This window comes from Streptomyces sp. KMM 9044, from assembly GCF_024701375.2.
Classification (GTDB): Bacteria; Actinomycetota; Actinomycetes; order Streptomycetales; family Streptomycetaceae; genus Streptomyces.
Genome location: NZ_CP113910.1, coordinates 1389727 through 1415505, shown reverse-complemented (window position 1 = coordinate 1415505; position 25779 = coordinate 1389727). Strand labels below are relative to the sequence as shown.

Annotated in this window: 15 protein-coding genes; 11 read left to right on the top strand and 4 right to left on the bottom strand. The window is 69.3% G+C overall.

Translation table 11 applies throughout. The annotated features are described in order from the left end of the window. Positions 1–479 precede the first annotated feature (479 nt). Entirely contained in the window at positions 480–3218 is a 2739-nt protein-coding gene (gene acnA / locus HUV60_RS06320; protein WP_269441142.1) for an aconitate hydratase AcnA, read from the top strand. A 349-nt stretch (positions 3219–3567) separates the two neighbouring features. Then, entirely contained in the window at positions 3568–4659 is a 1092-nt protein-coding gene (locus HUV60_RS06315; protein ID WP_257853863.1) for a lytic polysaccharide monooxygenase auxiliary activity family 9 protein, read from the top strand. 75 nt (positions 4660–4734) lie between these two features. On the opposite strand, the gene HUV60_RS06310 is transcribed toward HUV60_RS06315, so the two are convergent. Next, positions 4735–8553: a GH92 family glycosyl hydrolase gene (locus tag HUV60_RS06310; RefSeq protein WP_257853862.1), complete on the bottom strand. Its 3819-nt coding sequence runs from the start codon at positions 8551–8553 to the stop codon at positions 4735–4737. Between the two features lie 393 nt (positions 8554–8946). Here HUV60_RS06310 and ngcE point away from each other — a divergent pair, with 393 nt between their 5' ends. From ngcE to HUV60_RS06265, 9 genes are all read left to right on the top strand, one after another. Then, entirely contained in the window at positions 8947–10443 is a 1497-nt protein-coding gene (gene ngcE / locus HUV60_RS06305) for an N-acetylglucosamine/diacetylchitobiose ABC transporter substrate-binding protein (protein ID WP_257853861.1), read from the top strand. A 112-nt stretch (positions 10444–10555) separates the two neighbouring features. After that, positions 10556–11482, top strand: coding sequence for a carbohydrate ABC transporter permease (locus tag HUV60_RS06300; RefSeq protein ID WP_257853859.1), 927 nt, complete (start codon positions 10556–10558; stop codon positions 11480–11482). A gap of 4 nt (positions 11483–11486) precedes the next feature. Further along, on the top strand, positions 11487–12419 hold the full coding sequence (locus HUV60_RS06295; protein ID WP_257853858.1) for a carbohydrate ABC transporter permease: 933 nt from the start codon (positions 11487–11489) through the stop codon (positions 12417–12419). Between the two features lie 218 nt (positions 12420–12637). Then, positions 12638–13849: an ROK family transcriptional regulator gene (locus HUV60_RS06290; RefSeq protein ID WP_257853857.1), complete on the top strand. Its 1212-nt coding sequence runs from the start codon at positions 12638–12640 to the stop codon at positions 13847–13849. A gap of 133 nt (positions 13850–13982) precedes the next feature. Beyond that, complete coding sequence (locus HUV60_RS06285) at positions 13983–15083, top strand: substrate-binding domain-containing protein (RefSeq protein ID WP_257853993.1); 1101 nt, start codon at positions 13983–13985, stop codon at positions 15081–15083. A gap of 190 nt (positions 15084–15273) precedes the next feature. After that, positions 15274–16065, top strand: a complete 792-nt coding sequence (locus tag HUV60_RS06280) for an ATP-binding cassette domain-containing protein (protein ID WP_257853856.1) — start codon at positions 15274–15276, stop codon at positions 16063–16065. Next, positions 16062–17354, top strand: coding sequence for a sugar ABC transporter permease (locus tag HUV60_RS06275; RefSeq protein ID WP_257853855.1), 1293 nt, complete (start codon positions 16062–16064; stop codon positions 17352–17354). The genes HUV60_RS06280 and HUV60_RS06275 overlap by 4 nt, the downstream gene beginning before the upstream one ends. A 247-nt stretch (positions 17355–17601) precedes the next feature. Continuing rightward, on the top strand, positions 17602–19524 hold the full coding sequence (gene dxs, locus HUV60_RS06270; protein WP_257853853.1) for a 1-deoxy-D-xylulose-5-phosphate synthase: 1923 nt from the start codon (positions 17602–17604) through the stop codon (positions 19522–19524). Between the two features lie 153 nt (positions 19525–19677). Beyond that, entirely contained in the window at positions 19678–21201 is a 1524-nt protein-coding gene (locus HUV60_RS06265) for an amino acid permease (protein ID WP_257853849.1), read from the top strand. Between the two features lie 233 nt (positions 21202–21434). Here HUV60_RS06265 and HUV60_RS06260 read toward each other — a convergent pair whose 3' ends face one another. From HUV60_RS06260 to HUV60_RS06250, 3 genes are all read right to left on the bottom strand, one after another. Further along, positions 21435–21815, bottom strand: coding sequence for an NTP pyrophosphohydrolase (locus HUV60_RS06260; RefSeq protein ID WP_257853848.1), 381 nt, complete (start codon positions 21813–21815; stop codon positions 21435–21437). Between the two features lie 372 nt (positions 21816–22187). After that, a complete protein-coding gene (locus tag HUV60_RS06255; RefSeq protein ID WP_257853847.1) occupies positions 22188–24326 on the bottom strand; it encodes a 3-hydroxyacyl-CoA dehydrogenase NAD-binding domain-containing protein in 2139 nt (712 codons plus the stop codon). Then, positions 24323–25540: a thiolase family protein gene (locus tag HUV60_RS06250; protein WP_257853845.1), complete on the bottom strand. Its 1218-nt coding sequence runs from the start codon at positions 25538–25540 to the stop codon at positions 24323–24325. The genes HUV60_RS06255 and HUV60_RS06250 overlap by 4 nt, the downstream gene beginning before the upstream one ends. Between the last annotated feature and the right edge of the window lie 239 nt (positions 25541–25779).

Sequence of the window (25779 nt, the reverse complement as noted above, 5' to 3'; positions counted from 1 at the left end):
GCGCCCGGGGTGGGCGGGGTGCCCGGAAGGGGCGGGGCGTCCGGAAGGGGCGGGGCGTCCGGAGTCCGGGCACGCGGAGATTCGGGGCGGGTGTCCTTGGACAGCGAATCCAGTCGTCCGCCCGCGCTGACCTGCGGCGACTAACTTGACTGACGAGGGCGCTGGTGTGGCCGTGCCCGCTCACCAACGCTATGACCTGCGACGACTACGTTGGATGGCAAGGAACTCCACGGACTTGGTTCGACGTCGGCGGACATTCGGGGCGGGCCCGCGCATGACCATTCGGCCGCAGTGTATTAGGGTTATCTCGACATCGAGATATCTGCCGAGGTGCGCCGCAGCCGCCGCGATCCGGTAAGGGATGCCTAACTTGGCCTTACCTTAGCGGATCCGTCGAGGGGTAGTGGCGGCACCACGTGGCGGTAGCCGCAAAGGGTTTGCGGTGTGGTGGTACGCGCACATCAATGAAGGAGACTGTCGTGTCGGCGAACAGCTTCGACGCCCGCAGCACGCTGCAGGTGGGCGACGAGTCGTACGAGATCTTCCGGCTGGACAAGGTCGAGGGCGCCGCGCGCCTTCCCTACAGCCTGAAGGTGCTGCTGGAGAACCTGCTCCGCACCGAGGACGGCGCGAACATCACCGCCGACCACATCCGTGCGCTCGGCTCCTGGGACTCCCAGGCCCAGCCGTCGGAGGAGATCCAGTTCACCCCGGCCCGGGTGATCATGCAGGACTTCACCGGTGTCCCCTGTGTCGTGGACCTCGCCACCATGCGCGAGGCCGTCAAGGAACTGGGCGGCGACCCGGCGAAGATCAACCCGCTCGCGCCGGCCGAACTGGTCATCGACCACTCCGTCATCGCCGACAAGTTCGGCACCAACGACGCGTTCAAACAGAACGTCGACCTGGAATACGGCCGCAACAAGGAGCGCTACCAGTTCCTGCGCTGGGGCCAGACCGCCTTCGACGAGTTCAAGGTCGTCCCGCCCGGCACCGGCATCGTCCACCAGGTGAACATCGAGCACCTGGCCCGCGTCGTCATGACCCGTGGCGGCAAGGCCTACCCCGACACCCTGGTCGGCACCGACTCGCACACCACCATGGTCAACGGCCTCGGCGTCCTCGGCTGGGGCGTCGGCGGCATCGAGGCCGAGGCCGCCATGCTCGGCCAGCCGGTCTCCATGCTGATCCCGCGCGTCGTCGGCTTCAAGCTGACCGGCGAGCTGCAGCCCGGCACCACCGCCACCGACCTGGTGCTGACCATCACCGAGATGCTGCGCAAGCACGGCGTCGTCGGCAAGTTCGTCGAGTTCTACGGCGAGGGCGTCGCCGCGACGAGCCTGGCCAACCGCGCCACCATCGGCAACATGTCGCCGGAGTTCGGCTCCACCGCCGCGATCTTCCCGATCGACGACGAGACGCTGAACTACATGCGCCTGACCGGCCGCAGCGACCAGCAGGTCGCCCTCGTCGAGGCGTACGCCAAGGAACAGGGCCTCTGGCTGGACCCGCAGGCCGAGCCGGACTTCTCCGAGAAGCTGGAGCTCGACCTCGCCACGGTCGTGCCCTCCGTCGCCGGCCCGAAGCGCCCTCAGGACCGCATCGTCCTCGCCGACGCCAAGGCCCAGTTCGCCCAGGATGTACGCAACTACGTCAAGGACAGCGGCGACGTCGACGAGGCGAGCAAGGAGTCCTTCCCGGCCTCCGACGCCCCGGCCATCAGCAACGGCGCACCCAGCAACAAGGTGAAGGTCACCGCCCCCGACGGCACCGAGTACGAGCTGGACCACGGCGCCGTCACCGTCGCCGCCATCACCTCCTGCACCAACACGTCGAACCCGTACGTCATGGTCGCCGCCGCCCTGGTGGCGAAGAAGGCGGTCGAGAAGGGCCTGACCCGCAAGCCGTGGGTCAAGACCACTCTCGCCCCGGGCTCCAAGGTCGTCACCGACTACTTCGACAAGGCGGGCCTGACGCCGTACCTCGACAAGGTCGGCTTCAACCTGGTCGGCTACGGCTGCACCACCTGCATCGGCAACTCCGGCCCGCTGCCGGACGAGGTCTCCAAGGCCGTCAACGAGCACGACCTCGCCGTCACCTCGGTCCTCTCCGGAAACCGCAACTTCGAGGGCCGGATCAACCCCGACGTCAAGATGAACTACCTGGCGTCCCCGCCGCTGGTCGTCGCGTACGCCCTGGCCGGCTCGATGACGGTGGACATCACCCGGGAGTCCCTCGGCCTGGACCAGGACGGCAACCCCGTCTTCCTGAAGGACATCTGGCCGACCGAGGCCGAGGTCAACGACGTCGTCGCCAACACCATCGGCGAGGACATGTTCTCCAAGTCCTACGCCGACGTCTTCGCCGGCGACGCCCAGTGGCAGGCGCTGCCGATTCCGACCGGCGACACCTTCGAGTGGGACACCGAGTCCACCTACGTCCGCAAGCCCCCGTACTTCGAGGGCATGGGCATGGACCCGGCCCCGGTCGAGGACATCGCCGGCGCCCGCGTCCTCGCCAAGCTCGGCGACTCGGTCACCACCGACCACATCTCCCCGGCCGGTGCCATCAAGGCCGACACCCCGGCCGGCAAGTACCTCACGGAGCACGGCGTCGAGCGCCGCGACTTCAACAGCTACGGCTCCCGCCGCGGCAACCACGAGGTCATGATCCGCGGCACGTTCGCCAACATCCGCCTGCGCAACCAGATCGCGCCGGGCACCGAGGGCGGCTACACGCGCGACTTCACACGGTCCGCCGAAGGCGAAGGCGGAGCCCCGGTGTCGTTCATCTACGACGCCTCGCGCAACTACATCGACCAGGGCATCCCGCTGGTCGTTCTGGCGGGCAAGGAGTACGGCTCCGGCTCGTCCCGCGACTGGGCGGCCAAGGGCACCGCGCTGCTCGGCGTCAAGGCCGTCATCGCCGAGTCCTACGAGCGCATCCACCGCTCGAACCTCATCGGCATGGGCGTCCTGCCGCTCCAGTTCCCGGAGGGCCACACCGCCGAGACGCTCGGCCTCACCGGCGAGGAGACCTTCTCCTTCACCGGCGTCACCGAGCTGAACAACGGCACCATCCCGGGCACGGTGAAGGTCACCACCGACACGGGCGTCGAGTTCGACGCGGTCGTCCGCATCGACACCCCCGGCGAGGCGGACTACTACCGCAACGGCGGCATCCTGCAGTACGTGCTGCGCAGCCTGATCAGCACGTAAGCGACAGCGCTGGACAGTCGAGGGCCGCACCCCGCCCGACGGGGTGCGGCCCCTGTGGTCCGCCCGGTCCCGCCGCCGCGGCGGAACGGCTGGTAACCGCCCCTCGCCCCGGCCGTCGTTGCGCCACCCGTTTACAAGCGGAGCCCGCGGCGCTACCTTCCCCGTACGAGTGGGATGGGAGCGCTCCCATCCTTCGTCGGACCGGAACCCGTCGCAGGATGCTCCCATCTCGCTCGGCCCCACGCGTACCCGTGCGACCGCACGCGCAACGCAACCGCGCGCGCAGTGCGCGCGCACCCATGTGCACGACCCGTGACCCGTAGCACCCGCAGCGACGGACAGGTGTGTCATGATCCCGACAAGAACGAGGGGCGGCACCGCTCCCCGGCCCACGCTCCCCACCCGTACCAGAGCCCTCTTCCTGGTCCTCGTCTCCCTCCTCGCCACCCTCCCCGCCGTCGGCCTGGTCATGACCGCGGGCGGCGAGGCGGAGGCGCACGGGACGCCGATGAAGCCCGCCAGCCGCACCTTCCTGTGCTGGCAGGACGGGCTGACCGACACCGGCGAGATCAAGCCGGTCAACCCGGCGTGCAAGGCCGCCGCACAGGTCAGCGGCACCACGCCGTTCTACAACTGGTTCTCCGTACTGCGCTCCGACGGCGCCGGCCGTACCGACGGCTTCGTGCCGGACGGGCAGCTGTGCAGCGGCGGCAACTCCAGCTTCACCGGATTCAACCAGCCGCGCGACGACTGGCCGCTCACCCACCTCACCTCGGGCGCCACCGTCGACTTCTCCTACAACGCCTGGGCCGCGCACCCGGGTTGGTTCTACGTGTACATCACCAAGGACGGCTTCGACCCGACACAGACCCTCACCTGGGACGACATGGAGGAGCAGCCGTTCCTCTCCGTCGACCACCCGCCGCTCAACGGGTCCCCGGGCACCGTCGACGCCAACTACTCCTGGACCGGGCAGCTCCCGGGGGGCAAGTCCGGCCGCCACATCGTCTACATGGTCTGGCAGCGTTCGGACAGCGCGGAGACCTTCTACTCCTGCTCCGACGTCGTCTTCGACGGCGGCAACGGCGAGGTGACCGGCATCAAGGTGCCCGGCAACCCGCCGACCGAGCCCGTCCCCGGCCAGTGCACCGCCACCCGCAGCACGACGGGCAGCTGGAACGGCGGTTACCAGTCCCAGGTGACCGTCACCAACAGCGGTGACGTCCCCATGCTCGGCTGGATGGTCGACTGGACCCTCCCGGCCGGCCAGCGGATCGACAGTCTGTGGAGCGGCAACGCCACCTATCAGGGCCAGGACGTCATGGTCCACAACGCCGGCTACAACGGTGAGCTGGATCCGGGGGAGAGCGCCACCTTCGGCTACGTCACCTCCGGCTCCGGAGGCGACGGCAGAACGAGTCTGCCCTGCCGGGTCGGCTGAACCCGCGTCACGACGAAGGCGGGTCCGGGGCCGTCACGGCCCCGGACCCGCCTCCCGGCGCGAAGCCGGCTCGGCTCAGCTCAGGAGTTCCACCTCCGTCAGCGCCGCCTCACCGCTGAGGACCAGCCGGTAGTGGCCGTACGTCCCCGGCCTGTCCACCGAGAAGGCCCGTGTCTGCCGGTCCCAGCGGAAGGCGTCCGGGTCGTCCGCCCGCCTGTCGCGCTTGTCGAGGGTCTTCCACGTCGTGCCGTCCGACGACCCCTGCAGGACCCAGCCCGTGGGCGCCTCGGCCTGTCCCGAGGACGTCAGCGTGTACTGGACCGCCTTCGTCTCCCCGCCCACGGGCAGGTCGACCGTGGACGCCGTGGCGCCGGTCGCCGAGGAGTTGTCGAACAGGGCGCCCTCGGCCTTCAGCACGTCCTCGCGGGGCGTGGGCACCTCGTCGTCCTGGGTGATCGACACGGGCGCCGCCTTCTTGCCGGTGCCCCACGACGAGGGCCGCGGGCCCATGTCGAACTCCAGGACCCCGCCCTTCGCGAGCACCGAGTGCGGCAGCGAGGTCTTGTCCCACCTCTTGCCGTTGACCTTCAGACCCTGGACGTACACGTTCTTCGCACTGTTCTTCGGCGCCTTGACGACCAGCTCACGGCCGTTCTCCAGGTGCACGGTCGTCTTCTTGAACAGCGGGGAGCCGACGGCGTACTCGCCGCTGCCCATCACCAGTGGGTAGAAGCCGAGGGAGGAGAACAGGAACCAGGCCGACTGCTCGCCGTTGTCCTCGTCCCCGTGGTAGCCCTGCCCGATCTCGCTGCCGGTGTAGAGCCGCGACAGCACCTCACGGACGTTCTTCTGCGTCTTCCAGGGCTGCCCGGCCGCGTCGTACATGTACAGGGCGTGGTGGGCCACCTGGTTGGAGTGCCCGTACATGCCCATCCGGACGTCCCGCGCCTCGGTCATCTCGTGGATGACCCCGCCGTAGGAGCCCTTGAACTCCGGGGAGGCCGTCTCCGGGGTGGCGAGGTACTCGTCGAGCTTGTCCGCGAGACCGTCGCGCCCGCCGTACAGGTTGGCCAGACCCCGGCTGTCCTGCGGGGCGGTGAAGGCGTAGCCCCAGCCGTTCGTCTCGGTGTAGTCGTGGCCCCACACCCGCGGGTCGTACTTCGAGGACTCGACGCGCCAGTCGCCCTTCGGGTTCTTCCCCTGGAAGAACCCGGCCCCGGAGTCGAACAGGTTGACGTACTCCTGGGCCCGGTCGAGGAAGTAGGCGGACTCCTCCTCGTAGCGCTTGTCGCCGGTCTTCTCGTACAGGGCCTTGCCCATCCGGGCGATGCCGTAGTCGTTGAGGTAGCCCTCGAGCGCCCACGACAGGCCCTCGTGCGTCTCCGTGCCGGTGTAGCCGAGGAAGGGTGAGGTCTCCATGCCCTTGCGGCCGACGCCCGACGACGGGGGCACGACGGTGGCGTTCTTCACGGCCGCGTCGTACGCCGCCTCCGCGTCGAAGTTCACGCCCTTGACGTACGCGTCGGCGAACGCGACGTCCGAGGAGGTGCCGGTCATCAGGTCGGCGTAGCCGGGGGAGGACCAGCGGGAGGTCCAGCCGCCGTCCTTGTAGTGCTGCACGAACCCGTCGACCAGCTCACCCGCCTGGGAGGGGGTCAGGAAGGAGTACGCCGGCCAGGTGGTCCGGTAGGTGTCCCAGAAGCCGTTGTTGACGTACACCTTCCCGTCCACGATCTTCGCGCCGGTGTGCGTCGGGGTGTCGGGCTGGGGCATCTTCGAGAAGGGAGAGGCGTACTTGTACGTGCCGTCGACCTTCTCGAAGCCCGAGTTCGGGTACAGGTACAGCCGGTAGAGGCTCGAGTAGAGCGTGGTCAACTGGTCCGGGGTGGCGCCCTCGACCTCGACCTTGCCGAGCAGCCTGTCCCACTGCCGCTGGGCGCTGCGCTTGACCGAGTCGAAGGAGCGGCCCTCGGGGATCTCCTGGCGCAGGTTGTCCTTCGCCTGGCCGACGCTGATGAGCGAGGTGGCCAGGCGCAGGGTGACCGTCCGGTCCTTGCCCGCGTCGAACCGCAGACGGCCCTTGACGCCCTCGGCGGAGCCGTCCGTCACCGGCTTGTCGAACTCGCCGTGCACGAACAGCCGGGTGGCGCCCGTGGACAGCCCGGACTTCACGTCCGAGTAGCCGCTGAAGGTGCCGTTCTCCTCGTCGAGGGTCAGGCCGGCCTGGTCGGTGACGTTGTCGAACAGGACGCTCGCGTCGTCGCCGGGATAGGTGAAGCGCATGACCGCCGCGTGGTCCGTCGGCGCGATCTCCGCCTTCTGGCCGTTCTCGAACCGCACCCCGTAGTAGTACGGCCGCGCGGTCTCGTTCTCGTGCCGGAAGGCCAGCTCCCTTTCCTCACGGCCCAGTTCCGGGGTGCCGGAGGCGGCGGACGGCAGCACCTGGAAGGTCTGCCGGTCGCCCATCCAGGGGCTCGGCTCGTGACTCGCGCTGAACGCCTGGATCGTCGGCAGGTTGTCCGCGTTGTTGCCGCGCGCGTAGTCGTACAGCCAGCTCAGGGAACCGGCGTTGGTCACCGGCGTCCAGAAGTTGAAGCCGTGCGGCACGGCGGTCGCCGGGAAGTTGTTGCCGCGTGAGAAGCCGCTGCTGGAGTTGGTGCCCCGGGTCGTCACCGCGTAGTCGGACAGGTGGGCCTTCGGCCGCTCGGGCCGCACCGGCTTCAGCGACACGTCGTCCAGCCAGCCCCGGAACTTCGCGGGGCCCTTGGGGGAGTCGTACGCCACCAGGATCCGGTCGACGGTTTTGCCGGCCGCGACCAAGCCGATCCCCGACTCGACGCTGTTCCACTGGTTGACGTACAGCACCTTGGCGTCGCCCTGACCCCGAGGCGTCAGCGGGAAGCCGTGCTGGTCGGTGGCGCGCAGGTCGCTCAGGTAGGTGCCGTCGGTGAAGGCCAGGTCGACGGAGACGTTCGTGGCGTCGTAGTCGAGGTCGCCGTCCGTCATCGACGGGAAGATCTTGTACGACAGCTCCGTACGGCGGTCGACCTTCACCTGGACGTCGAAGACCTTGTTGTAGGAGTGGGCGCGCCCGTCGGCCGTGTGCCGGCCGGCGTAACGCAGGGCACGCTTTCCGGTGAATCCGGCGCCCGACTTCGCCGTCGGTGAGCCGCTCGGGCCGCGGTCGACCAGCGAGAGCATGTCCTGCGGGACCGGCTCCTCGGTGCCGCCGGTGGAGAACTGGACGTCGGCGAGCTGGAGCGCGTCCGCCCCGCCGTTCCTGGTGATCTCCAGCCGGAAGTGCCGGTACCCGGCGACGGCCGACGCGTCCAGGTCGTAGATCTTCGTCTGGAAGCGCTCGGCGAACGTTTCGCCCGAACGGGTGTCGAGGGCCGTCCAGTTCTCGCCGTCGGCCGAGCCCTTCAGGGTCCAGTCCCGCGGGTCGCGCGGGGCGAAGTCGTTGGCCGAGGTGAGCGCGTACCGGACCACCTCGACCGGTGCGTCCAGGTCGAACTCGGCCCAGCCGGTGGACGTGAAGGCCAGCCACTTGCTGCTGGGCTCGCCGTCGACGAGGTTCTCCTTCACCTCCCCGCCGCCCGCGTTCTCCGAGCTGGCGCGCACGTCCGTGACGTGGTCGGTGACATTGCCCGGTATGCCGCTGCTGTAACCGCCGTCGACGCCCGAGGCGCGCTTCTTGCCGCCCGGTGTGGTGTCGACGGTGTTCAGCCAGTCGGGGGCGGGTTCACCGGCCTCGAACGACGAAGCGAACTCCCGGTCCGCCTTCGCGGGTGCCCCGGGAAGTGCGACCGCGACGCCCGGGGAGGCCCCCGCCACGGCGAAGGCGGTCGCCGCGACGACCACCGGGCCCCATCTGTGCCGAACTCCGTGCTGCATGCGCGAGCACCCTCTCTGGGCTGGACAACGTTGTCAGAATTGCTGCGCAAGCACCAGTAGTGGGTCAAGGGGTGCGTGGTGTCAAGGGTGTTGAATGCGGCCTTCGGGCCCGGAGGCAGGGATTCTTCCGTTTCGGAACACGACGACCGCTCATATTTCCGCCAGGTCTCAACTCGGAAAAGACCACCGGTGAACCTTGTGTTCGATCTTGCTCCGTCGGCGGAAAGTGGACTATACCTGTCGGCACTCCGGGCTTCTTCACAGCTCCCGAACAGCAAGTGCCACCCCGTCCTGCACTGCCCGCACTTCCTGCACGACCCAGCACGACCCGAACGCGGTGCCGGGGAGGATCCGGTTCACCGCCTGAGTCCTGGAGAAGGCGAGGACTTGAGCATGGGATCCAACTCCGCCGAGTACGACGGCATCCGCGAGCGAGGCGTTCCCGGCCACCCCACCCCCGTCCGCCCGGCCGCGGGGGTGGGCCGCCGCGACCTGATCAAGCGGTCTGCGGCGCTCGGCCTGATCTCCGTCCCCACGATGAGCTTCCTGTCCGCGTGCGCCAGCGGCGGCGGGGACGACCAGGAGAAGGCCGAGGCGGGCAAGAAGACCGCGAAGAACCCGCTCGGCGTCAATGACACCGCGCAGATGGAATTCGTCCTGTTCGACGGCGGCTTCGGCAAGGAGTACGCCGAGGACGCCGTGACGGTGTACGAAAAGGCATTCCCCGGCGCGACGGTGAAGTTCTCCGCCACCCAGAAGATCCAGTCCACCCTGCAGCCGCGTTTCAACCAGGGCACCCCGCCCGACCTCATCGACAACTCGGGCGCCGAGCAGATGGACATGGGCACTCTGGTCGGCAAGAAGCAGCTCACCGACCTCACCCCGCTGCTGGACGCACCCTCCTACGACGACCCGGGCACCAAGGTCCGCGACACGCTGCGCCCCGGCATCGTCGAGATGGGCCAGTTCGACGGCGAGCAGGTCTGGATCCTCTACTACGCCTACACGGTCTACGGCGTCTGGTACTCGCAGAAGGCGCTGGACTCGCTCGACGAGCAGTACCCCGAGACCTGGGACCAGATGCTCGCGGTCTGCGCGAAGGCCAGGAGGAAGGGCATGGCCGGCTGGACCTACGCCGGCAAGTACCCGTACTACATCCCCTTCTCGCTGTACCCGATGATCGGCAAGGTCGGAGGGCGCGAGGTGCTCGACGCCATCGACAACCTGGAGCCGAACGCCTGGAAGCACCCCGCCGTCAAGGCGTGCTTCGAGGCCTACTACGAACTCCAGCAGAAGGGATACGTCCTCGAGGGCACCCCGGGCCTGGACCACATCCAGTCCCAGACCGCCTGGGCCAAGGGCGACGCGCTGTTCATCCCGAACGGCTCCTGGGTGGAGAACGAGGCGGCCAACGTCATGCCCGACGACTTCGACCTCGCCGTCTCCGCGCCCACCGGCCTGGACTCCTCCGACAAGCTGCCCTTCGGCACCATCTGGGCCTCCGGCGGCGAGCCCTTCGTCGTCCCCGCCAAGGCGGCGAACGCGGCCGGCGGCATGGAACAACTGCGCATCATGCTGGGCGAGGCGTCCTCGAGGAACTTCACGGGCAAGGTGAAGTCACTGACCGCGTACAACGGCGGCACCGACGGCATCGAACTGACCCCGGGCCTCAAGTCCGGTGTCGCCGCGCTGGAGGCGGCCGGGGAGAACGTGGTGAACCCGCGCCTGCAGGACTGGTACGTGCAGCTCCAGAAGGAGAAGATCGGTGTCTCCGGGCTCGGCGAGATGATGGCCGGCCGCGCGACCCCGGCCGAGACCATCAAGAAGATCCAGGCCTTCGCCGACGGGACCGCCAAGGACTCGTCGATCAAGCACTACAAGCACCAGTGAACAGCCGGAGCAACCAGAACAAGCAGTGAGCACCCGTCACCGGGGCCCGTCCGGTACGCCGTTGCCGGGCGGGCCCCGGTGGCAGCCCGCGCGCAGATCGGGGTCGCAGCACATGCAGCACGGCAAGTACCGTTTCATCGTGGGGTTCCTGGCGGTTCCCCTGGGGCTGTACGCGCTCTTCGTCGTCTGGCCGTTCGTCCAGTCGATCTACTACTCGTTCACGGACTGGACCGGTCTGAGCCCCGACTTCGAGATGGTCGGGTTCGCCAACTACGCACGCATGCTGGACGACGACATCTTCTGGAAGTCGTTGCAGCACAGCCTGCTGTTCGCCCTGCTGGTGCCGGTGGCGACGATCGGCCTGGCGCTGTTCCTCTCCTTCATGATCAATGTGGGCGGGCGGCGGCGCCGCGGCGGGCCGGTGGTCGCGGGGGTCCGGGGCTCCACCTTCTACAAGATCGTCTACTTCTTCCCGCAGGTGCTCTCCATTGCGATCGTCGCTTTGCTGTTCGCGTTCGCGTACAATCCGGACAGTGGTGCGATCAACTCGTTCCTGCGCGGCATCGGGCTCGACAGTGTCCAGCCGATCTGGCTGGGCGACCCGAACCTCGCCCTGTGGTGCGTGATGGCGGTCCTCGTCTGGTCCACGGTCGGCTTCTTCGTGGTCCTCTTCTCCGCCGGGATGGCCTCCATCCCGCTGGACCTCTACGAGGCGGCGCTGCTGGACGGCGCCGGCCGCTTCACGACCTTCTTCCGCATCACCCTGCCGCTGCTCTGGGACACCGTGCAGTCCGGCTGGGTCTACATGGGCATCCTCGCGCTGGGCGCCGAGTCGTTCGCGGTCGTACAGATCATGACGACCGGCCCCGGCGGCCCCGACTACTCGACCACCGTCATGGTCCTGTACGTGTACCAGAAGGCGTTCCGCGACGGCCAGGCCGCCTACGCCACCACCATCGGTGTCGCCCTCCTCCTCGTCACGCTGGCGTTCGCCGCCCTCGTGATGAGGCTGGGGCGGCGCGAGCGGCTGGAGTACTGATCCGATGAAGACGACCGAGCCTTTTGCGCCCGTACCCGCCGAGCCCGGTGCCACCCTCACCAAGGCCGGCCCGCCGCCCGGCACGCCCGCGAAGGAGCCGAGGGAGAAGCGGGAGGGCGGCGTCCTCAACGTCTTCTCGCACGGCATCCTGGTGATCTGGGCGATCATGGTGGTGCTGCCCCTGGTGTGGGCCGTGATGACGTCCTTCAAGGACGACGCCTCCATCTTCGGCTCACCCTGGTCGCTGCCGGACTCGCTGCACTTCGACAACTGGTCGCGGGCCTGGACCCAGGCCGACATGAGCGACTACTTCCTCAACACCGTCCTCGTGGTCGGCGGCTCCCTGATCGGCACCCTGGTGCTGGGCTCGATGGCCGCCTACGTGCTGGCCCGCTTCGAGTTCCCGGGCAACCGGTTCATCTACTACCTGTTCATCGGAGGCATGAGCTTTCCGATCATGCTCGCCCTGGTCCCGCTGTTCTACGTCGTCAACAACATGGGCCTGCTGAACACGGTCCACGGGCTGATCCTGGTCTACGTCGCGTACTCGCTGCCGTTCACGGTGTTCTTCCTGACCGCGTTCTTCCGGACGCTGCCCGGCAGCGTGGCGGAGGCCGCGTTCGTGGACGGCGCCTCGCACAGCAGGACATTCTTCCAGGTCATGCTCCCGATGGCCAAACCGGGCCTGATCAGCGTGGGGATCTTCAACTTCCTGGGCCAGTGGAACCAGTACATGCTGCCCACCGTGCTCAACACCGACGAGGACAAGCACGTGCTCACCCAGGGCCTGGTGCAGTTGGCCGTCAGCCAGGGCTACAAGGGGGACTGGTCCGGCCTCTTCGCCGGCCTCGTGATGGCGATGCTCCCGGTGCTCGCCGCGTACATCGTCTTCCAGCGCCAGGTCGTGCAGGGACTCACCGCGGGTGCCCTGAAGTAGAGCCCGCCGCCCGGACCGCGCCGGATCCGGCGTCACCCTCCGGGTCGCCTCGCGCACCCGCCGCTCTCCCCCGGCCGGCGACGGGCGCACGTGTGTCCAAGGACCCGGAAATGGTTCAACCTCTTGACGTGAGGCAACCCGAACAGCTCATCTTAGAGTTCACTAGTTGGACACGGAACGGGGCCCCACCGAAGCGGCCCCGCGCGCAGGAGGTCGTCGTGGAGACTCCGGGGTCGCAGTCGTCGCTGCACCGAGCCAATCTTGAGCGGGTCGTCCGGGCAGTACGTCTGGCCGGCTCGCTCACCCAGGCCGAGATCGCGAGGACCACGGGCCTTTCGGCGGCGACGGTGTCCAATATCGTCCGGGAACTGAAGAAGAGCGGGACCGTCGAGGTCACGCCCACCTCCTCGGGCGGCCGCCGGGCCCGCAGCGTCTCGCTCAGCGGGGACGCCGGGATCGTCGTGGGCGTGGACTTCGGGCACACCCACCTACGGGTCGCGGTCGGGAACCTGGCCCACCAGGTGCTCGCCGAGGAGTCCGAGCCGCTGGACGTGGACGCCTCCGCGGCCCAGGGCTTCGACCGGGCGGAACAACTGGTCAACCGGCTGATCGGGGCGACCGGCGTGGACCGCGCCAAGATCGCCGGGGTCGGCCTCGGCGTGCCCGGCCCGATCGACGTGGAGTCCGGCACCCTGGGCTCGACCGCGATCCTGCCCGGCTGGACCGGCACCAGGCCCGCCGAGGAGCTGCGGGGGCGGCTCGGCGTGCCCGTGCACGTGGACAACGACGCGAACCTGGGGGCTCTCGGCGAGATGGTCTGGGGCAGCGGCCGGGGCGTGCGCGACCTGGCGTACATCAAGGTGGCCAGCGGCGTCGGCGCCGGTCTGGTGATCGACGGGAAGATCTACCGGGGGCCGGGCGGCACCGCGGGTGAGATCGGGCACATCACGCTCGACGAGTCCGGCCCCGTCTGCCGCTGCGGCAACCGCGGCTGCCTGGAGACCTTCACGGCGGCCCGTTACGTGCTGCCCCTGCTCCAGCCCAGCCACGGCACGGAACTGACCATGGAGGGTGTCGTACGGCTGGCGCGGGACGGTGATCCGGGCTGCCGCAGGGTGATCGCCGACGTGGGCCGTCACATCGGCAGCGGAGTCGCCAATCTCTGCAATCTGCTGAACCCGAGCAGGGTGGTTCTCGGCGGTGACCTCGCCGAGGCCGGTGAACTGGTCCTCGGGCCCATAAGGGAGTCCGTCGGCCGCTATGCGATCCCCAGTGCCGCACGCCAGCTGTCCGTACTGCCCGGGGCACTTGGGGGCCGTGCGGAGGTGCTCGGCGCCCTCGCCCTCGCCCTGAGCGAAATGGGCGATTCGACCCTGTTGGACAGTACGGTGAACGACACCCTCGCCGCGACCTCCCCCGCCTTCACTTAGAGAACGATTGGCACCGTTGCCATCTCGTTAAGGATTTACTTCTTGACGTCGCACGTGTGGCCGAGTTGACTTCCAGCCACCTCGGCCGCAACGTTGCGGCCTCGTCAGGGAGGTTTCTGAAGTGAACACCCGTATGCGTCGTACCGCCATTGCCGTAGCCGCCGGAGCACTGGCCGTCTCTCTCGCCGCCTGCGGCAGTGCCGCCGAGTCCAGTGACGACAACAGCGACTCGGGCGACTCCGCCGCCAAGGGCGACGACATCAAGGTCGGTCTGCTCCTGCCGGAGAACCAGACCGCGCGGTACGAGAAGTTCGACAAGCCCCTGATCGAGAAGAAGATCAAGGAGCTCACGAACAACAAGGCCGAGGTCGTCTACGCCAACGCCAAGCAGGACGCCAGCCAGCAGAACCAGCAGGTCGACACGATGGTGACCAACAAGGTCGACGTGCTGATCCTGGACGCGGTGGACGCCAAGGCCATCGCCGGCTCGGTCAAGAAGGCCAAGGACGCCGGCATCCCGGTCGTGGCCTACGACCGCCTGGCCGAGGGCCCGATCGACGCCTACACCTCGTTCGACAACGTGACCGTCGGCAAGACGCAGGGCGAGGCCCTGCTCGAGGCGCTGGGCGACAAGGCCGAGGACGGCCAGATCGTCATGATGAACGGCTCCTCCACCGACCCGAACGCCGCCCTGTTCAAGGAGGGCGCGCACTCCGTCCTCGACGGCAAGGTCGAGGTCGGCCGCGAGTACGACACCAAGGAGTGGAAGCCGGAGAACGCCAACGCCAACATGGAAGGCGCCATCTCCGCCATCGGCAAGGACAAGATCGTCGGCGTCTACTCCGCCAACGACGGCATGGCGGGCGGCATCATCACCGCTCTGAAGGCCGCCGGCATCGACGTCCCGGTCACCGGTCAGGACGCCGAACTCGCGGGTGTGCAGCGCATCGTCACCGGTGAGCAGTACATGAGCGTCTACAAGCCGTACGCCCCGGAGGCCGACGCCGCCGCCGAGATGGCCGTCGCGCTGGCCCAGGGCAAGTCGCTGGACTCCATCGCCAAGGACTCGGTCGACAGCCCCACCACCAAGGGCGTGCCCTCGGTGCTCGTCCCGGTCGTGTCGCTGACCCAGGAGAACATCAACGACACCGTGATCAAGGACGGTGTCTACACGGTCGAGGAGATCTGCACGGCCAAGTACAAGGCCGCCTGCGACAAGGTCGGTCTCAAGTAGACCGGTTGATCCCAGCAGTCCCCCAGTCCCCCGAGCCGTACGGGAGCCCACACCGGACTCCCGTATGGGACCGACTGCCATGAGCTCCGCCGGCGCCCCGCACACACCAGCCCCGCAGGCTACGCGGGGCGCCGGTCGGAACACCCCCCAACTTCTGCACAACCTCCCGCCGGGTCAGGCGGCGAAGGAGATGGTTCACGTGTCCGCTACGCCCGTGCTGGCGTTGCGCGGGGTCTCCAAGCGTTTCGGTGCCGTCCAGGCGCTCACCGACGTAGAGCTTGAGGTCCGTGCCGGTGAGGTGGTCGCCCTGGTGGGTGACAACGGCGCCGGAAAGTCCACGCTGGTCAAGACGATCGCCGGCGTGCACCCCATCGATGAGGGCGTCATCGAGTGGGACGGCAAGGCCGTCCAGATCAACAGGCCGCACGACGCCCAGAACCTGGGCATCGCGACGGTCTATCAGGACCTCGCGCTGTGCGACAACATCGACGTCGTCGGCAACCTCTACCTGGGCCGGGAGATCCACAAGCGCGGTGTCCTGGACGAGGTGGAGATGGAGCGCCGCTCCCGGGAACTGCTCGACACGCTGTCGATCCGCATCCCCAGCGTCCGCATCCCGATCGCCTCGCTCTCCGGCGGTCAGCGCCAGGTCGTGGCGATCGCCCGGTCCATGCTCGGCGAGCCCAAGCTGGTGATCCTCGACGAGCCCACAGCAGCTCTCGGCGTCGAGCAGACCGCGCAGGTCCTCGACCTGGTCGAGCGGCTGCGCGAGCGCGGCCACGCAGTCATCCTCATCAGCCACAACATGGCCGACGTCAAGGCCGTGGCGGACAAGGTCGCCGTCCTGCGCCTCGGGCGCAACAACGGCATCTTCGAGGTCAAGTCGACCTCGCAGGAGGAGATCATCTCCGCCATCACCGGCGCCACGGAGAACGCCGTGACCCGTCGTGCGGCGCGTACCCATGGGGAGGTCAGCAAGTGAGCACCGAAAAGACCTCGACGCCGACGGACGGCCACGTCGTCGACAACACCGCGGCGGCCGCCGCGGCGGTCACCGCCGTCGACCCCCGGCTGCTGGTCCGCGAGCAGGGCTTCGCCGGCTACCTCGGCGAGTTCAAGCGCAAGATGAAGGCCGGTGACCTCGGGTCCGTCCCCGTCGTCATCGGCCTGGTGGTGATCTGGGCCATCTTCACCGGCCTGAACTCCAACTTCCTCACCGCCGGCAACTTCTCCGACATGTCCGTCGCCATGGTCGGCACCGGCATGATCGCCGTCGGCGTCGTCTTCGTGCTGCTGCTCGGCGAGATCGACCTGTCGGTCGGCTCGGTCAGCGGCGTCGCGGGCGCGGCCTTCGCGGTGCTGAACGTCTCGCACGGGATGAACGAGGTGCTGGCCCTGGTGCTGGCCATCCTCACCGGCACGGTGGCCGGCACGATCCACGGCTTCTTCTTCGCCCGCATCGGCGTCCCCGCCTTCGCCGTGACCCTGGCCGGCCTGCTGTTCTGGCAGGGCTTCATGCTGCAGATACTGGGCAGCAACGGCACGATCAACCTGGACGGCGACGGCATCGTCGGGAAGTTCACCAGCTACTACTTCACCGATGTCGCGGCCGCCTACGGCCTTGCCGCCGTGGCCGTCGTCGCGTACTTCCTCGCCGCGTTCCTGGGAAACCGCCGCCGCGAGGCCGCCGGGATCCCCTCGCGTCCGCTGAACGACATCATCGTGCGCACCGTGCTGCTGGCCGTCGTCGCCTTCGTGGTGGCGATCGTCTACAACCAGCACAAGGGCCTCCCGCTCGCCGTGGTGATCTTCCTCGCGGTGCTCGTGCTCACCGACTTCGTGCTCCGCCGCACCACCTACGGCCGCAAGGTCTTCGCGCTCGGCGGCAGCGTCGAGGCATCCCGCCGTGCCGGTATCAACGTGGAGATGGTCCGGATCTCGGTCTTCGCGGTCGCCGGCACCTTCGCCGCGATCGGCGGCCTCTTCGTCGCCTCGAAGATCGCCTCCGCCAACCAGGGCGCGGGCACCGGTGAGTTCCTGATGAACGTCATCGCCGCGGCCGTGATCGGCGGTACGTCTCTCTTCGGTGGCCGTGGCCGCACCTGGAACGCGCTCCTCGGTGTGCTGGTGATCGTCTCGATCCAGTACGGCCTCGCCCTCGAGGGCATCGCCTCGCCGGTCCAGTACATGATCACCGGTGGCGTGCTGCTGGCGACCGTCGTCATCGACGCCGTCACCCGCAAGACCCAGAAGACAGCGGGCCGCGCCTAGCCGCGCCCGCCTGCCGCTCCCGCGGCGGCACCGTCCGCGGAGCACATCCTGTGCCCGGTACCCGTGCGGTACCGGGCACAGGCATGTCGCGTCACGTGTCGCGTCACGTGTTGTAGCGCGGTCCGGTCATGGGTAGGGCCGAGGACGTGACGTATGAAGCACCGCCCGGACGCAGGGCACCGGACCGGAACATTAGACTCGACGAGCCCGGCAACAGCTCGATCAGCTCTACTGCAAGGAGGCACGGGTGCCGCTGCTGACCCGCATCAGGGGACCGCGCGATCTGGACCGGCTCACCCCGGAGGAGCTGGACCAGCTGGCCGAGGAGATCCGGACCTTCCTCGTCGACGCGGTCTCCAAGACCGGTGGCCACCTCGGCCCCAACCTGGGCGTGGTGGAGCTCACCCTCGCCCTGCACCGCGTCTTCGAGTCCCCCCGGGACAAAGTGCTCTGGGACACCGGACACCAGTCCTACGTGCACAAACTGCTGACCGGCCGGCAGGACTTCTCCAAGCTGAAGATGAAGGGCGGCCTCTCCGGCTACCCCTCGCAGGCCGAGTCCGAGCACGACGTCATCGAGAACAGCCACGCCTCCACCGTCCTCGGCTGGGCCGACGGCCTGGCCAAGGCCAACCAGCTGCGGAAGGCCGGCGACCACGTCGTCGCCGTCATCGGTGACGGCGCGCTCACCGGTGGCATGGCCTGGGAGGCGCTGAACAACATCGCCGACGCCAGGGACCGCCCGCTGGTCATCGTCGTCAACGACAACGAGCGCTCCTACGCGCCCACCATCGGCGGCCTCGCCAACCATCTCGCGACCCTGCGCACCACTGACGGCTACGAGCGCTTCCTGGCCCGCACCAAGGAGGTCCTGGAGCGCACCCCGGTCGTGGGCCGGCCCCTCTACGACACCCTGCACGGCGCCAAGAAGGGCCTCAAGGACTTCATCGCCCCACAGGGCATGTTCGAGGACCTGGGCCTGAAGTACGTCGGCCCCATCGACGGCCACGACATCGGGGCGCTGGAGTCCGCCCTCACCCGTGCCAAGGGCTTCGGCGGCCCGGTGATCGTGCACTGCCTCACCGAGAAGGGCCGCGGCTACCAGCCCGCCCTCGCGGACGAGGCGGACCGCTTCCACGCCGTCGGCAAGATCCACCCCGACACGGGCCTGCCGATCGCCTCCTCCGGCGCCGACTGGACGTCCGTCTTCGGCGAGGAGATGGTCAAGCTCGGCGAGGAGCGCGAGGATGTCGTCGCCATCACCGCGGCCATGCTCCAGCCCGTCGGTCTCGACAGGTTCGCCAAACGGTTCCCGGACCGGGTCTACGACGTCGGTATCGCCGAGCAGCACGGAGCCGCCTCCGCCGCGGGCCTGGCCCACGGCGGGGTCCACCCCGTGTTCGCCGTGTACGCCACCTTCCTCAACCGCGCCTTCGACCAGGTGCTGATGGACGTGGCCCTGCACAAGTGCGGCGTCACCTTCGTCCTGGACCGGGCCGGCATCACCGGCACCGACGGCGCCTCCCACAACGGCATGTGGGACATGTCGATCCTCCAGGTCGTCCCCGGGCTGCGGCTGGCCGCCCCGCGCGACGCCGACCAGGTCCGCGCCCAGCTCCGCGAGGCCGTGCGGGTCACCGACGCGCCGACCGTGGTCCGCTTCTCCAAGGGCGCCGTCGGACCCGCCGTACCGGCCGTGGGCCGCGTCGGCGGCATGGACGTCCTGCGCGAGCCCGGCACCGACGCCCCGGACGTGCTGCTGGTCTCCGTGGGTGCCCTCGCCCCGATGTGCCTGGAGATCGCCGGCCTGCTCGACCGGCAGGGCATCTCCACCACCGTCGTCGACCCGCGCTGGGTCAAGCCCGTCGACGAGGCCATGGCCCCGCTCGCCGAGAAGCACCGCGTCGTCGTCACCGTCGAGGACAACTCCCGCGTCGGCGGGGTCGGCTCGACGATCGCGCAAGCCCTGCGCGACGCCGGCGTCGACCTGCCGCTGCGCGACTTCGGCATCCCGCCGCGCTTCCTCGACCACGCCTCGCGCGCCGAGGTCATGGCGGAGATCGGCCTGACCGCCCCGGACATCGCCCGCCAGGTCACCGGCCTGGTCTCGAAGCTGGACGGCGGATACGCGCGCTCCGCCGCCGACTCGGTCGAACCGGCCCGCGACTGACCCGCTCCCTTCGCCGATACGCCTGAACGGGTCGTACGCGCCACTGCGAAGAGTGGTACGGGCGGCCCGTTCGCGTGGACACGCTGGTGCCGGGGCACACGTTTCAGGTCCCCTCTCGATCATGCCGGGGACGACGCAGCGTGGGAGGCAGCCGTGAGCAACACCCTCTTCCGGACGAAGAAGGTCGAGCAGTCCATCCGTGACACCGAGGAACCGGAGCACGCGCTCAAGAAGTCCTTGTCCGCGCTGGATCTGACCGTCTTCGGCGTCGGTGTCATCATCGGTACCGGCATCTTCGTCCTCACCGGTACGGTCGCCAAGAACAACGCCGGGCCGTCGGTGGCCCTGGCCTTCGCGGTGGCCGGAGTCGTCTGCGCGCTCGCCGCGCTCTGCTACGCCGAGTTCGCCTCCACCGTCCCCGTGGCGGGCTCCGCCTACACCTTCTCGTACGCGTCCCTGGGCGAACTGCCCGCGTGGATCATCGGCTGGGACCTGGTCCTGGAGTTCGCGCTCGGCACGGCGGTGGTGGCCGTCGGCTGGTCCGGGTACATCCACTCGCTGCTGGACAACGCGGGCTGGCAGCTGCCCGCCTCGCTCGGTGTCCGGGACGGCGCCGAGGGCTTCGGCTTCGACATCCTCGCCGCCGCCCTGGTGCTGGTCCTCACCGGCGTCCTCGTCCTCGGCATGAAGCTGTCAGCCCGGGTCACCTCGATCGTCGTCGCCATCAAGGTGATCGTCGTCCTCGTCGTCATCGTCGCCGGTGTCTTCTTCATCACCGCCGACAACTACGACCCGTTCATCCCCGAGGCACAGCCCGTCGAGGCCGGTGGCGGTCTCAGCTCACCGCTCATCCAGCTGATCTTCGGATGGGCGCCGTCCAACTTCGGCGTGCTGGGCATCTTCACCGCCGCCTCGGTGGTCTTCTTCGCCTTCATCGGCTTCGACATCGTCGCCACGGCCGCCGAGGAGACCAGGAACCCGCAGCGGGACATGCCCCGCGGCATCCTCGGCTCGCTGTTCATCTGCACCGTGCTGTACGTGGCCGTGTCGATCGTCGTCACCGGCATGCAGCACTACAGCGAGCTCTCCGTGGACGCCCCGCTCGCGGACGCGTTCAAGGCCACCGGGCATCCCTGGTACGCGGGCTTCATCAGCTTCGGTGCCGCCGTCGGCCTGACCACGGTCTGCATGATCCTGCTGCTCGGCCAGACCCGGGTGTTCTTCGCGATGAGCCGGGACGGACTGCTGCCCCGCTTCTTCTCCCGCGTCCACCCCCGGTTCAGGACCCCGCACCGGCCGACCATCCTGCTCGGCGTCGTCATCGCGGTTCTCGCGGGATTCACCCCACTGACGGAACTCGCCGAACTCGTCAACATCGGCACGCTGTTCGCCTTCGTCATCGTCGCGCTCAGCGTGATCATCCTGCGCCGGACCCGCCCCGACCTGCCGCGGGCCTTCCGCACCCCGTGGGTGCCGTTCCTGCCGATCCTGTCGGTCGCCGCCTCGCTGTGGCTGATGCTGAACCTGCCCGCCGAGACCTGGGTGCGGTTCGGCGTCTGGATGGCGCTCGGCGTCGTCGTCTACTTCCTCTACAGCCGCAGCCACAGCCGCCTGGGACGCGGTGAGGGGGCCGGCCCCGCCGAGCCCGCAGAACCGTCGGGCCGGGCGCCCCGGTAGAGCTCCTGGCTTCTGCCCCCGGCCCCGCGCGGACCGCCCCTCGGCGCGGAGCACGGGGCCGGGGGTTTTCGCCGGGCGGGGCCCGGCCGGCGGATCAGGGCGGGGGAGAGGGGAGGTCCTTCCCGGAGCCGGCAACCGACGACAACGCGGCTGGGGGTACCCCCGCTCGAAGCGCTCGGGGGTGGAGAGCACGCCGGATCCCGTGTCTCCGGCATGATCCACCGGACAGGCCCTCAGGGGCGGGCCGTCCGCGGGCCGGCCACCGTCGCGCCGAGGGCCGTCACCCGGCGCCGCAGCTCGCGGTCGGCGGTGACGACCAGGACCGGCCGCTCACCCGCACCGGCCACCAGGCCGACCATGTGGTCGTCGCCGCTGCCCGGTGCCGACTCCACCCGCACCCCCGGCACCGACTCCACGCCCCGCGCGGCCCCCTCCACCACCAGGACGATCTCCACCGGCTCCGCAGGGTCCGTACGGCCCGGGAGCCCTCGCTCGGCCAGCCGGTCCCGCAGCCGCTCCGCGGCACCCCGGCGGTCCCGCCACCACCCGTCGGGCACCGACCCGACGACGTTCGCGGAGTCGACGATCACGAGCAGGGCGGCGCTGTTCTCCATGCGGCCAGGCTCCCACGCAATGCTGTTCCGCAGGTGCCCGCAGGTGCCCGCAGGTGCCCGCAGGTGCCCGCAGGTGCCCGCAGGTGCCCGCAGGTGCCCGCAGGTGCCCGCTCGCGGGGTTCCTCTCTGCCTGTCTCCACCTCGCGCGAAGGCCACGGCCCGCTGGGGTCCGGCGCGGTTAAGCGGGGTTTGGTGGGCCCGGCGCGGTCCGGCGCGGCCCGGCGCGGCCCGGTGGGGCCCGGCGCGGTCCGGTGGGGCCCGGCGCGGCCCGGCGCGGTCCGGTGGGGCCCGGCGGGGTCCGGTATGAGACGAAGAGGGCGGCCCGCACGGATCGACTCCGTACGGACCGCCCCTGCCGTGCTCCGGGACGGATCAGGCGGGGACGCTCGCCACGCCCGGGGCCAGGAACCGCTTGCCGGTGACGCGCTCGGAGACGCCCTCCCGGTCCAGGTACGGCGTGATGCCGCCCAGGTGGAAGGGCCAGCCGGCGCCGGTGATCAGGCACAGGTCGATGTCCTGGGCCTCGGCGACGATGCCCTCGTCGAGCATCAGCCCGATCTCCTGCGCCACCGCGTCGAGCACCCGGGTCCGCACCTGCTCCTCGGTGAGGACGGTGTCGCCCTGCTTGAGCAGCGCGGCGACCTCGGGGTCCAGCTCCGGCCCGGCGGGATTGCCGGCGGAGTGGACGTAGAAGCCGCGCTTGCCGGCCTCGACGACCGCCTTGAGGTTCGGCGAGACGGTGAAGCGGTCCGGGAAGGACCGGTTGAGCGTCTCGGAGACGTGCAGCCCGATCGCCGGGCCGACCAGTTCGAGGAGCACCAGCGGGGACATCGGCAGACCGAGCGGCTCGACGGCCCTCTCGGCGGTCTCGACCGGGGTGCCCTCGTCGATGACGTTCTGGACCTCGCCCATGAAGCGGGTCAGGATGCGGTTCACGACGAACGCCGGGGCGTCCTTGACCAGCACCGCCGTCTTCTTCAGCTTCCGGGCCACGCCGAACGCCGTCGCCAGCGAGGCGTCGTCGGTCTGCTCGCCGCGGACGATCTCGAGCAGCGGCAGGACCGCGACCGGGTTGAAGAAGTGGAAGCCGACGACCCGCTCGGGGTTCTTCAGCTTCGACGCCATCTGGGACACCGACAGCGAGGAGGTGTTGGTGGCGAGGATCGCGTGCGCCGGGGCGACCGCCTCGACCTCGGCGAACACCTGCTGCTTGACACGCATCTCCTCGAAGACCGCTTCGATGACGAAGTCGGCGTCCGCGAAGCCCTCGGCCTTGTCCAGCACACCGGTGACCAGCGCCTTGAGGCGGTTGGCCTTGTCCTGGTTGACGCGGCCCTTGCCGAGCAGCCTGTCGATCTCGGCGTGGACGTAGCCCACACCCCTGTCGATGCGCTCCTGGTCGATGTCGGTCAGGACGACCGGCACCTCGAGGCGGCGCAGGAACAGCAGCGCGAGCTGCGAGGCCATCAGACCGGCGCCGACGACACCGACCTTGGTGACCGGACGGGCCAGGTTCTTGTCCGGGGCACCGGCAGGACGCTTGGCGCGCTTCTGCACCAGGTTGAACGCGTAGAGACCGGAGCGCAGTTCACCGCCCATGATCAGGTCGGCGAGCGCCTTGTCCTCGGCGTCGTAGCCCTGCTGGAGGTCACCGTCCTTGGCGGCGGCGATGATGTCCAGCGCCCGGTAGGCGGCCGGGGCGGCGCCGTGCACCTTGGAGTCGGCGATGAACCGGCCCTTGACGACGGCCTGGTCCCAGGCCTCGCCGCGGTCGATCACCGGGCGCTCGACGACGATCTCGCCCTTGAGGACGGCCGCCGTCCAGATCAGCGACTGCTCCAGGAAGTCCGCGCCCTCGAAGATCGCGTCCGCGATGCCGAGTTCGTAGACCTGCTCGCCCTTGAGCTGCCTGTTCTGGTTGAGGCTGTTCTCGATGATCACCGAGACGGCCTTCTCGGCGCCGATCAGGTTCGGCAGCAGGGCGCAGCCGCCCCAGCCGGGGACCAGGCCGAGGAAGACCTCGGGCAGGGAGAACGCCGGGATGGCCGAGGACACCGTGCGGTAGGCGCAGTGCAGGCCGACCTCGACGCCGCCGCCCATCGCCGCGCCGTTGTAGTACGCGAAGGTGGGCACGGCGAGCGTGGACAGCCGCTTGAAGACGTCGTGGCCCCCCTTGCCGATGGCGTGGGCGTGGTCCCACTCCCTCAGCTGCTCGACGCCCTTGAGGTCGGCGCCGACGGCGAAGATGAACGGCTTGCCGGTGATGCCGACACCGACGATCGTGCCGTCCGCGGCCTCCTTCTCGACCTGGTCGACGGCGGCGTCCAGGTTCGCCAGCGACTGCGGGCCGAAGGTGGTCGGCTTGGTGTGGTCCAGCCCGTTGTCCAGCGTGATCAGGGCGAAGCGCCCGGCGCCCAGGGGCAGCTCGAAGTGGCGTACGTGGGCCGTCGTGACGACCTCGTCCGGGAAGAGCGCGGACGCGCCCTTCAGCAGTTCGGCGGTGGTGCTCACTTGTCCCCCTCGAAGTGCGGGTTCTCCCAGATGACCGTCGCGCCCATGCCGAAGCCGACGCACATGGTGGTCAGGCCGTAGCGGACGTGCGGCTGCTCCTCGAACTGGCGGGCCAGCTGCGTCATCAGGCGGACGCCGGAGGAGGCCAGCGGGTGACCGAAGGCGATGGCGCCGCCGTACTGGTTGACGCGCGCGTCGTCGTCGGCGATGCCGTAGTGCTCCAGGAAGGCCAGCACCTGGACGGCGAAGGCCTCGTTGATCTCGAACAGGCCGATGTCGGAGATGGACAGCCCCGCCCGGGCGAGGGCCTTCTCCGTCGCCGGGATCGGGCCGTAGCCCATGACCTCGGGCTCCACACCTGCGAAGGAGTAGGAGACCAGGCGCATCTTGACCGGCAGCCCGTTCTCGCGGGCGAAGTCCTCGGAGGCGATGACCGAGGCGGTGGCGCCGTCGTTCAGACCGGCCGCGTTACCGGCGGTGACCCTGCCGTGGACGCGGAACGGCGTCTTGAGACCGGCCAGGTTCTCCAGGGTGGTGCCGGGACGCATCGGCTCGTCGGTGGTGACCAGGCCCCAGCCCGTCTCGCCCGCCTCAGCGTTGGTGCGGCGCACCGACACCGGTACCAGGTCGGCCTGGATCCTGCCGTTGGCGTACGCCTTGGCGGCCTTCTCCTGTGAGCGGACCGCGTACTCGTCGGCGCGCTGCTTGGTGATCGTCGGGTAACGGTCGTGCAGGTTCTCCGCGGTCATGCCCATGAACAGGGCCGACTCGTCGACCAGCTTCTCGGAGACGAACCGCGGGTTCGGGTCGACGCCCTCGCCCATCGGGTGGCGGCCCATGTGCTCGACGCCGCCCGCGATGGCGACGTCGTACGCGCCGAAGGCGACGGAGCCGGCCACCGTGGTCACGGCGGTCAGGGCGCCCGCGCACATGCGGTCGATGGAGTAGCCCGGGACCGAGGTCGGCAGGCCCGCCAGGATGCCGGCGGTGCGGCCGATGGTCAGTCCCTGGTCACCGATCTGCGTGGTCGCGGCGACCGCGACCTCGTCGATCTTCTTCGGATCGAGTCCGGGGTTGCGGCGCAGCAGCTCCCGGATCGCCTTCACGACGAGGTCGTCGGCACGGGTCTCGTGGTAGATGCCCTTCGGGCCCGCCTTGCCGAACGGGGTGCGGACGCCGTCGACGAAGACGACGTCCCTGACGGTACGAGGCACGATGGCTCTCCTCCAGGGTGCGGGATGGCACTGCTGCGTTGCGCTGAGCGCGCGCTCAGAGCCTATGCTACTTGCGGGTAATGTGGCTGCACAGTCCCGCGGGTCCGAGCGGTGAAGGTCACACCGTCGGCGGAGTCCGTCGAACCGGCAGGGACGAGGGACGGGGCCGGTGCGCACGCTTCACGGCCGTCGAGGATCTTGGCGCGATCTCGACGTCCCCGGTCCGCTTCATCCGCTTC

Excerpts from the sequence above, each read along its gene's own strand:
- HUV60_RS06285 (WP_257853993.1), top strand. The coding sequence starts at position 13,983 with ATGCGTCGTACCGCCATTGCCGTAGCCGCCGGAGCACTGGCCGTCTCT.
- ngcE (WP_257853861.1), top strand. The coding sequence starts at position 8,947 with ATGGGATCCAACTCCGCCGAGTACGACGGCATCCGCGAGCGAGGCGTT.
- HUV60_RS06280 (WP_257853856.1), top strand. The coding sequence starts at position 15,274 with ATGGTTCACGTGTCCGCTACGCCCGTGCTGGCGTTGCGCGGGGTCTCC.
- HUV60_RS06300 (WP_257853859.1), top strand. The coding sequence starts at position 10,556 with ATGCAGCACGGCAAGTACCGTTTCATCGTGGGGTTCCTGGCGGTTCCC.
- HUV60_RS06260 (WP_257853848.1), bottom strand. The coding sequence starts at position 21,815 with ATGGAGAACAGCGCCGCCCTGCTCGTGATCGTCGACTCCGCGAACGTC.
- HUV60_RS06310 (WP_257853862.1), bottom strand. The coding sequence starts at position 8,553 with ATGCAGCACGGAGTTCGGCACAGATGGGGCCCGGTGGTCGTCGCGGCG.
- HUV60_RS06315 (WP_257853863.1), top strand. The coding sequence starts at position 3,568 with ATGATCCCGACAAGAACGAGGGGCGGCACCGCTCCCCGGCCCACGCTC.
- HUV60_RS06295 (WP_257853858.1), top strand. The coding sequence starts at position 11,487 with ATGAAGACGACCGAGCCTTTTGCGCCCGTACCCGCCGAGCCCGGTGCC.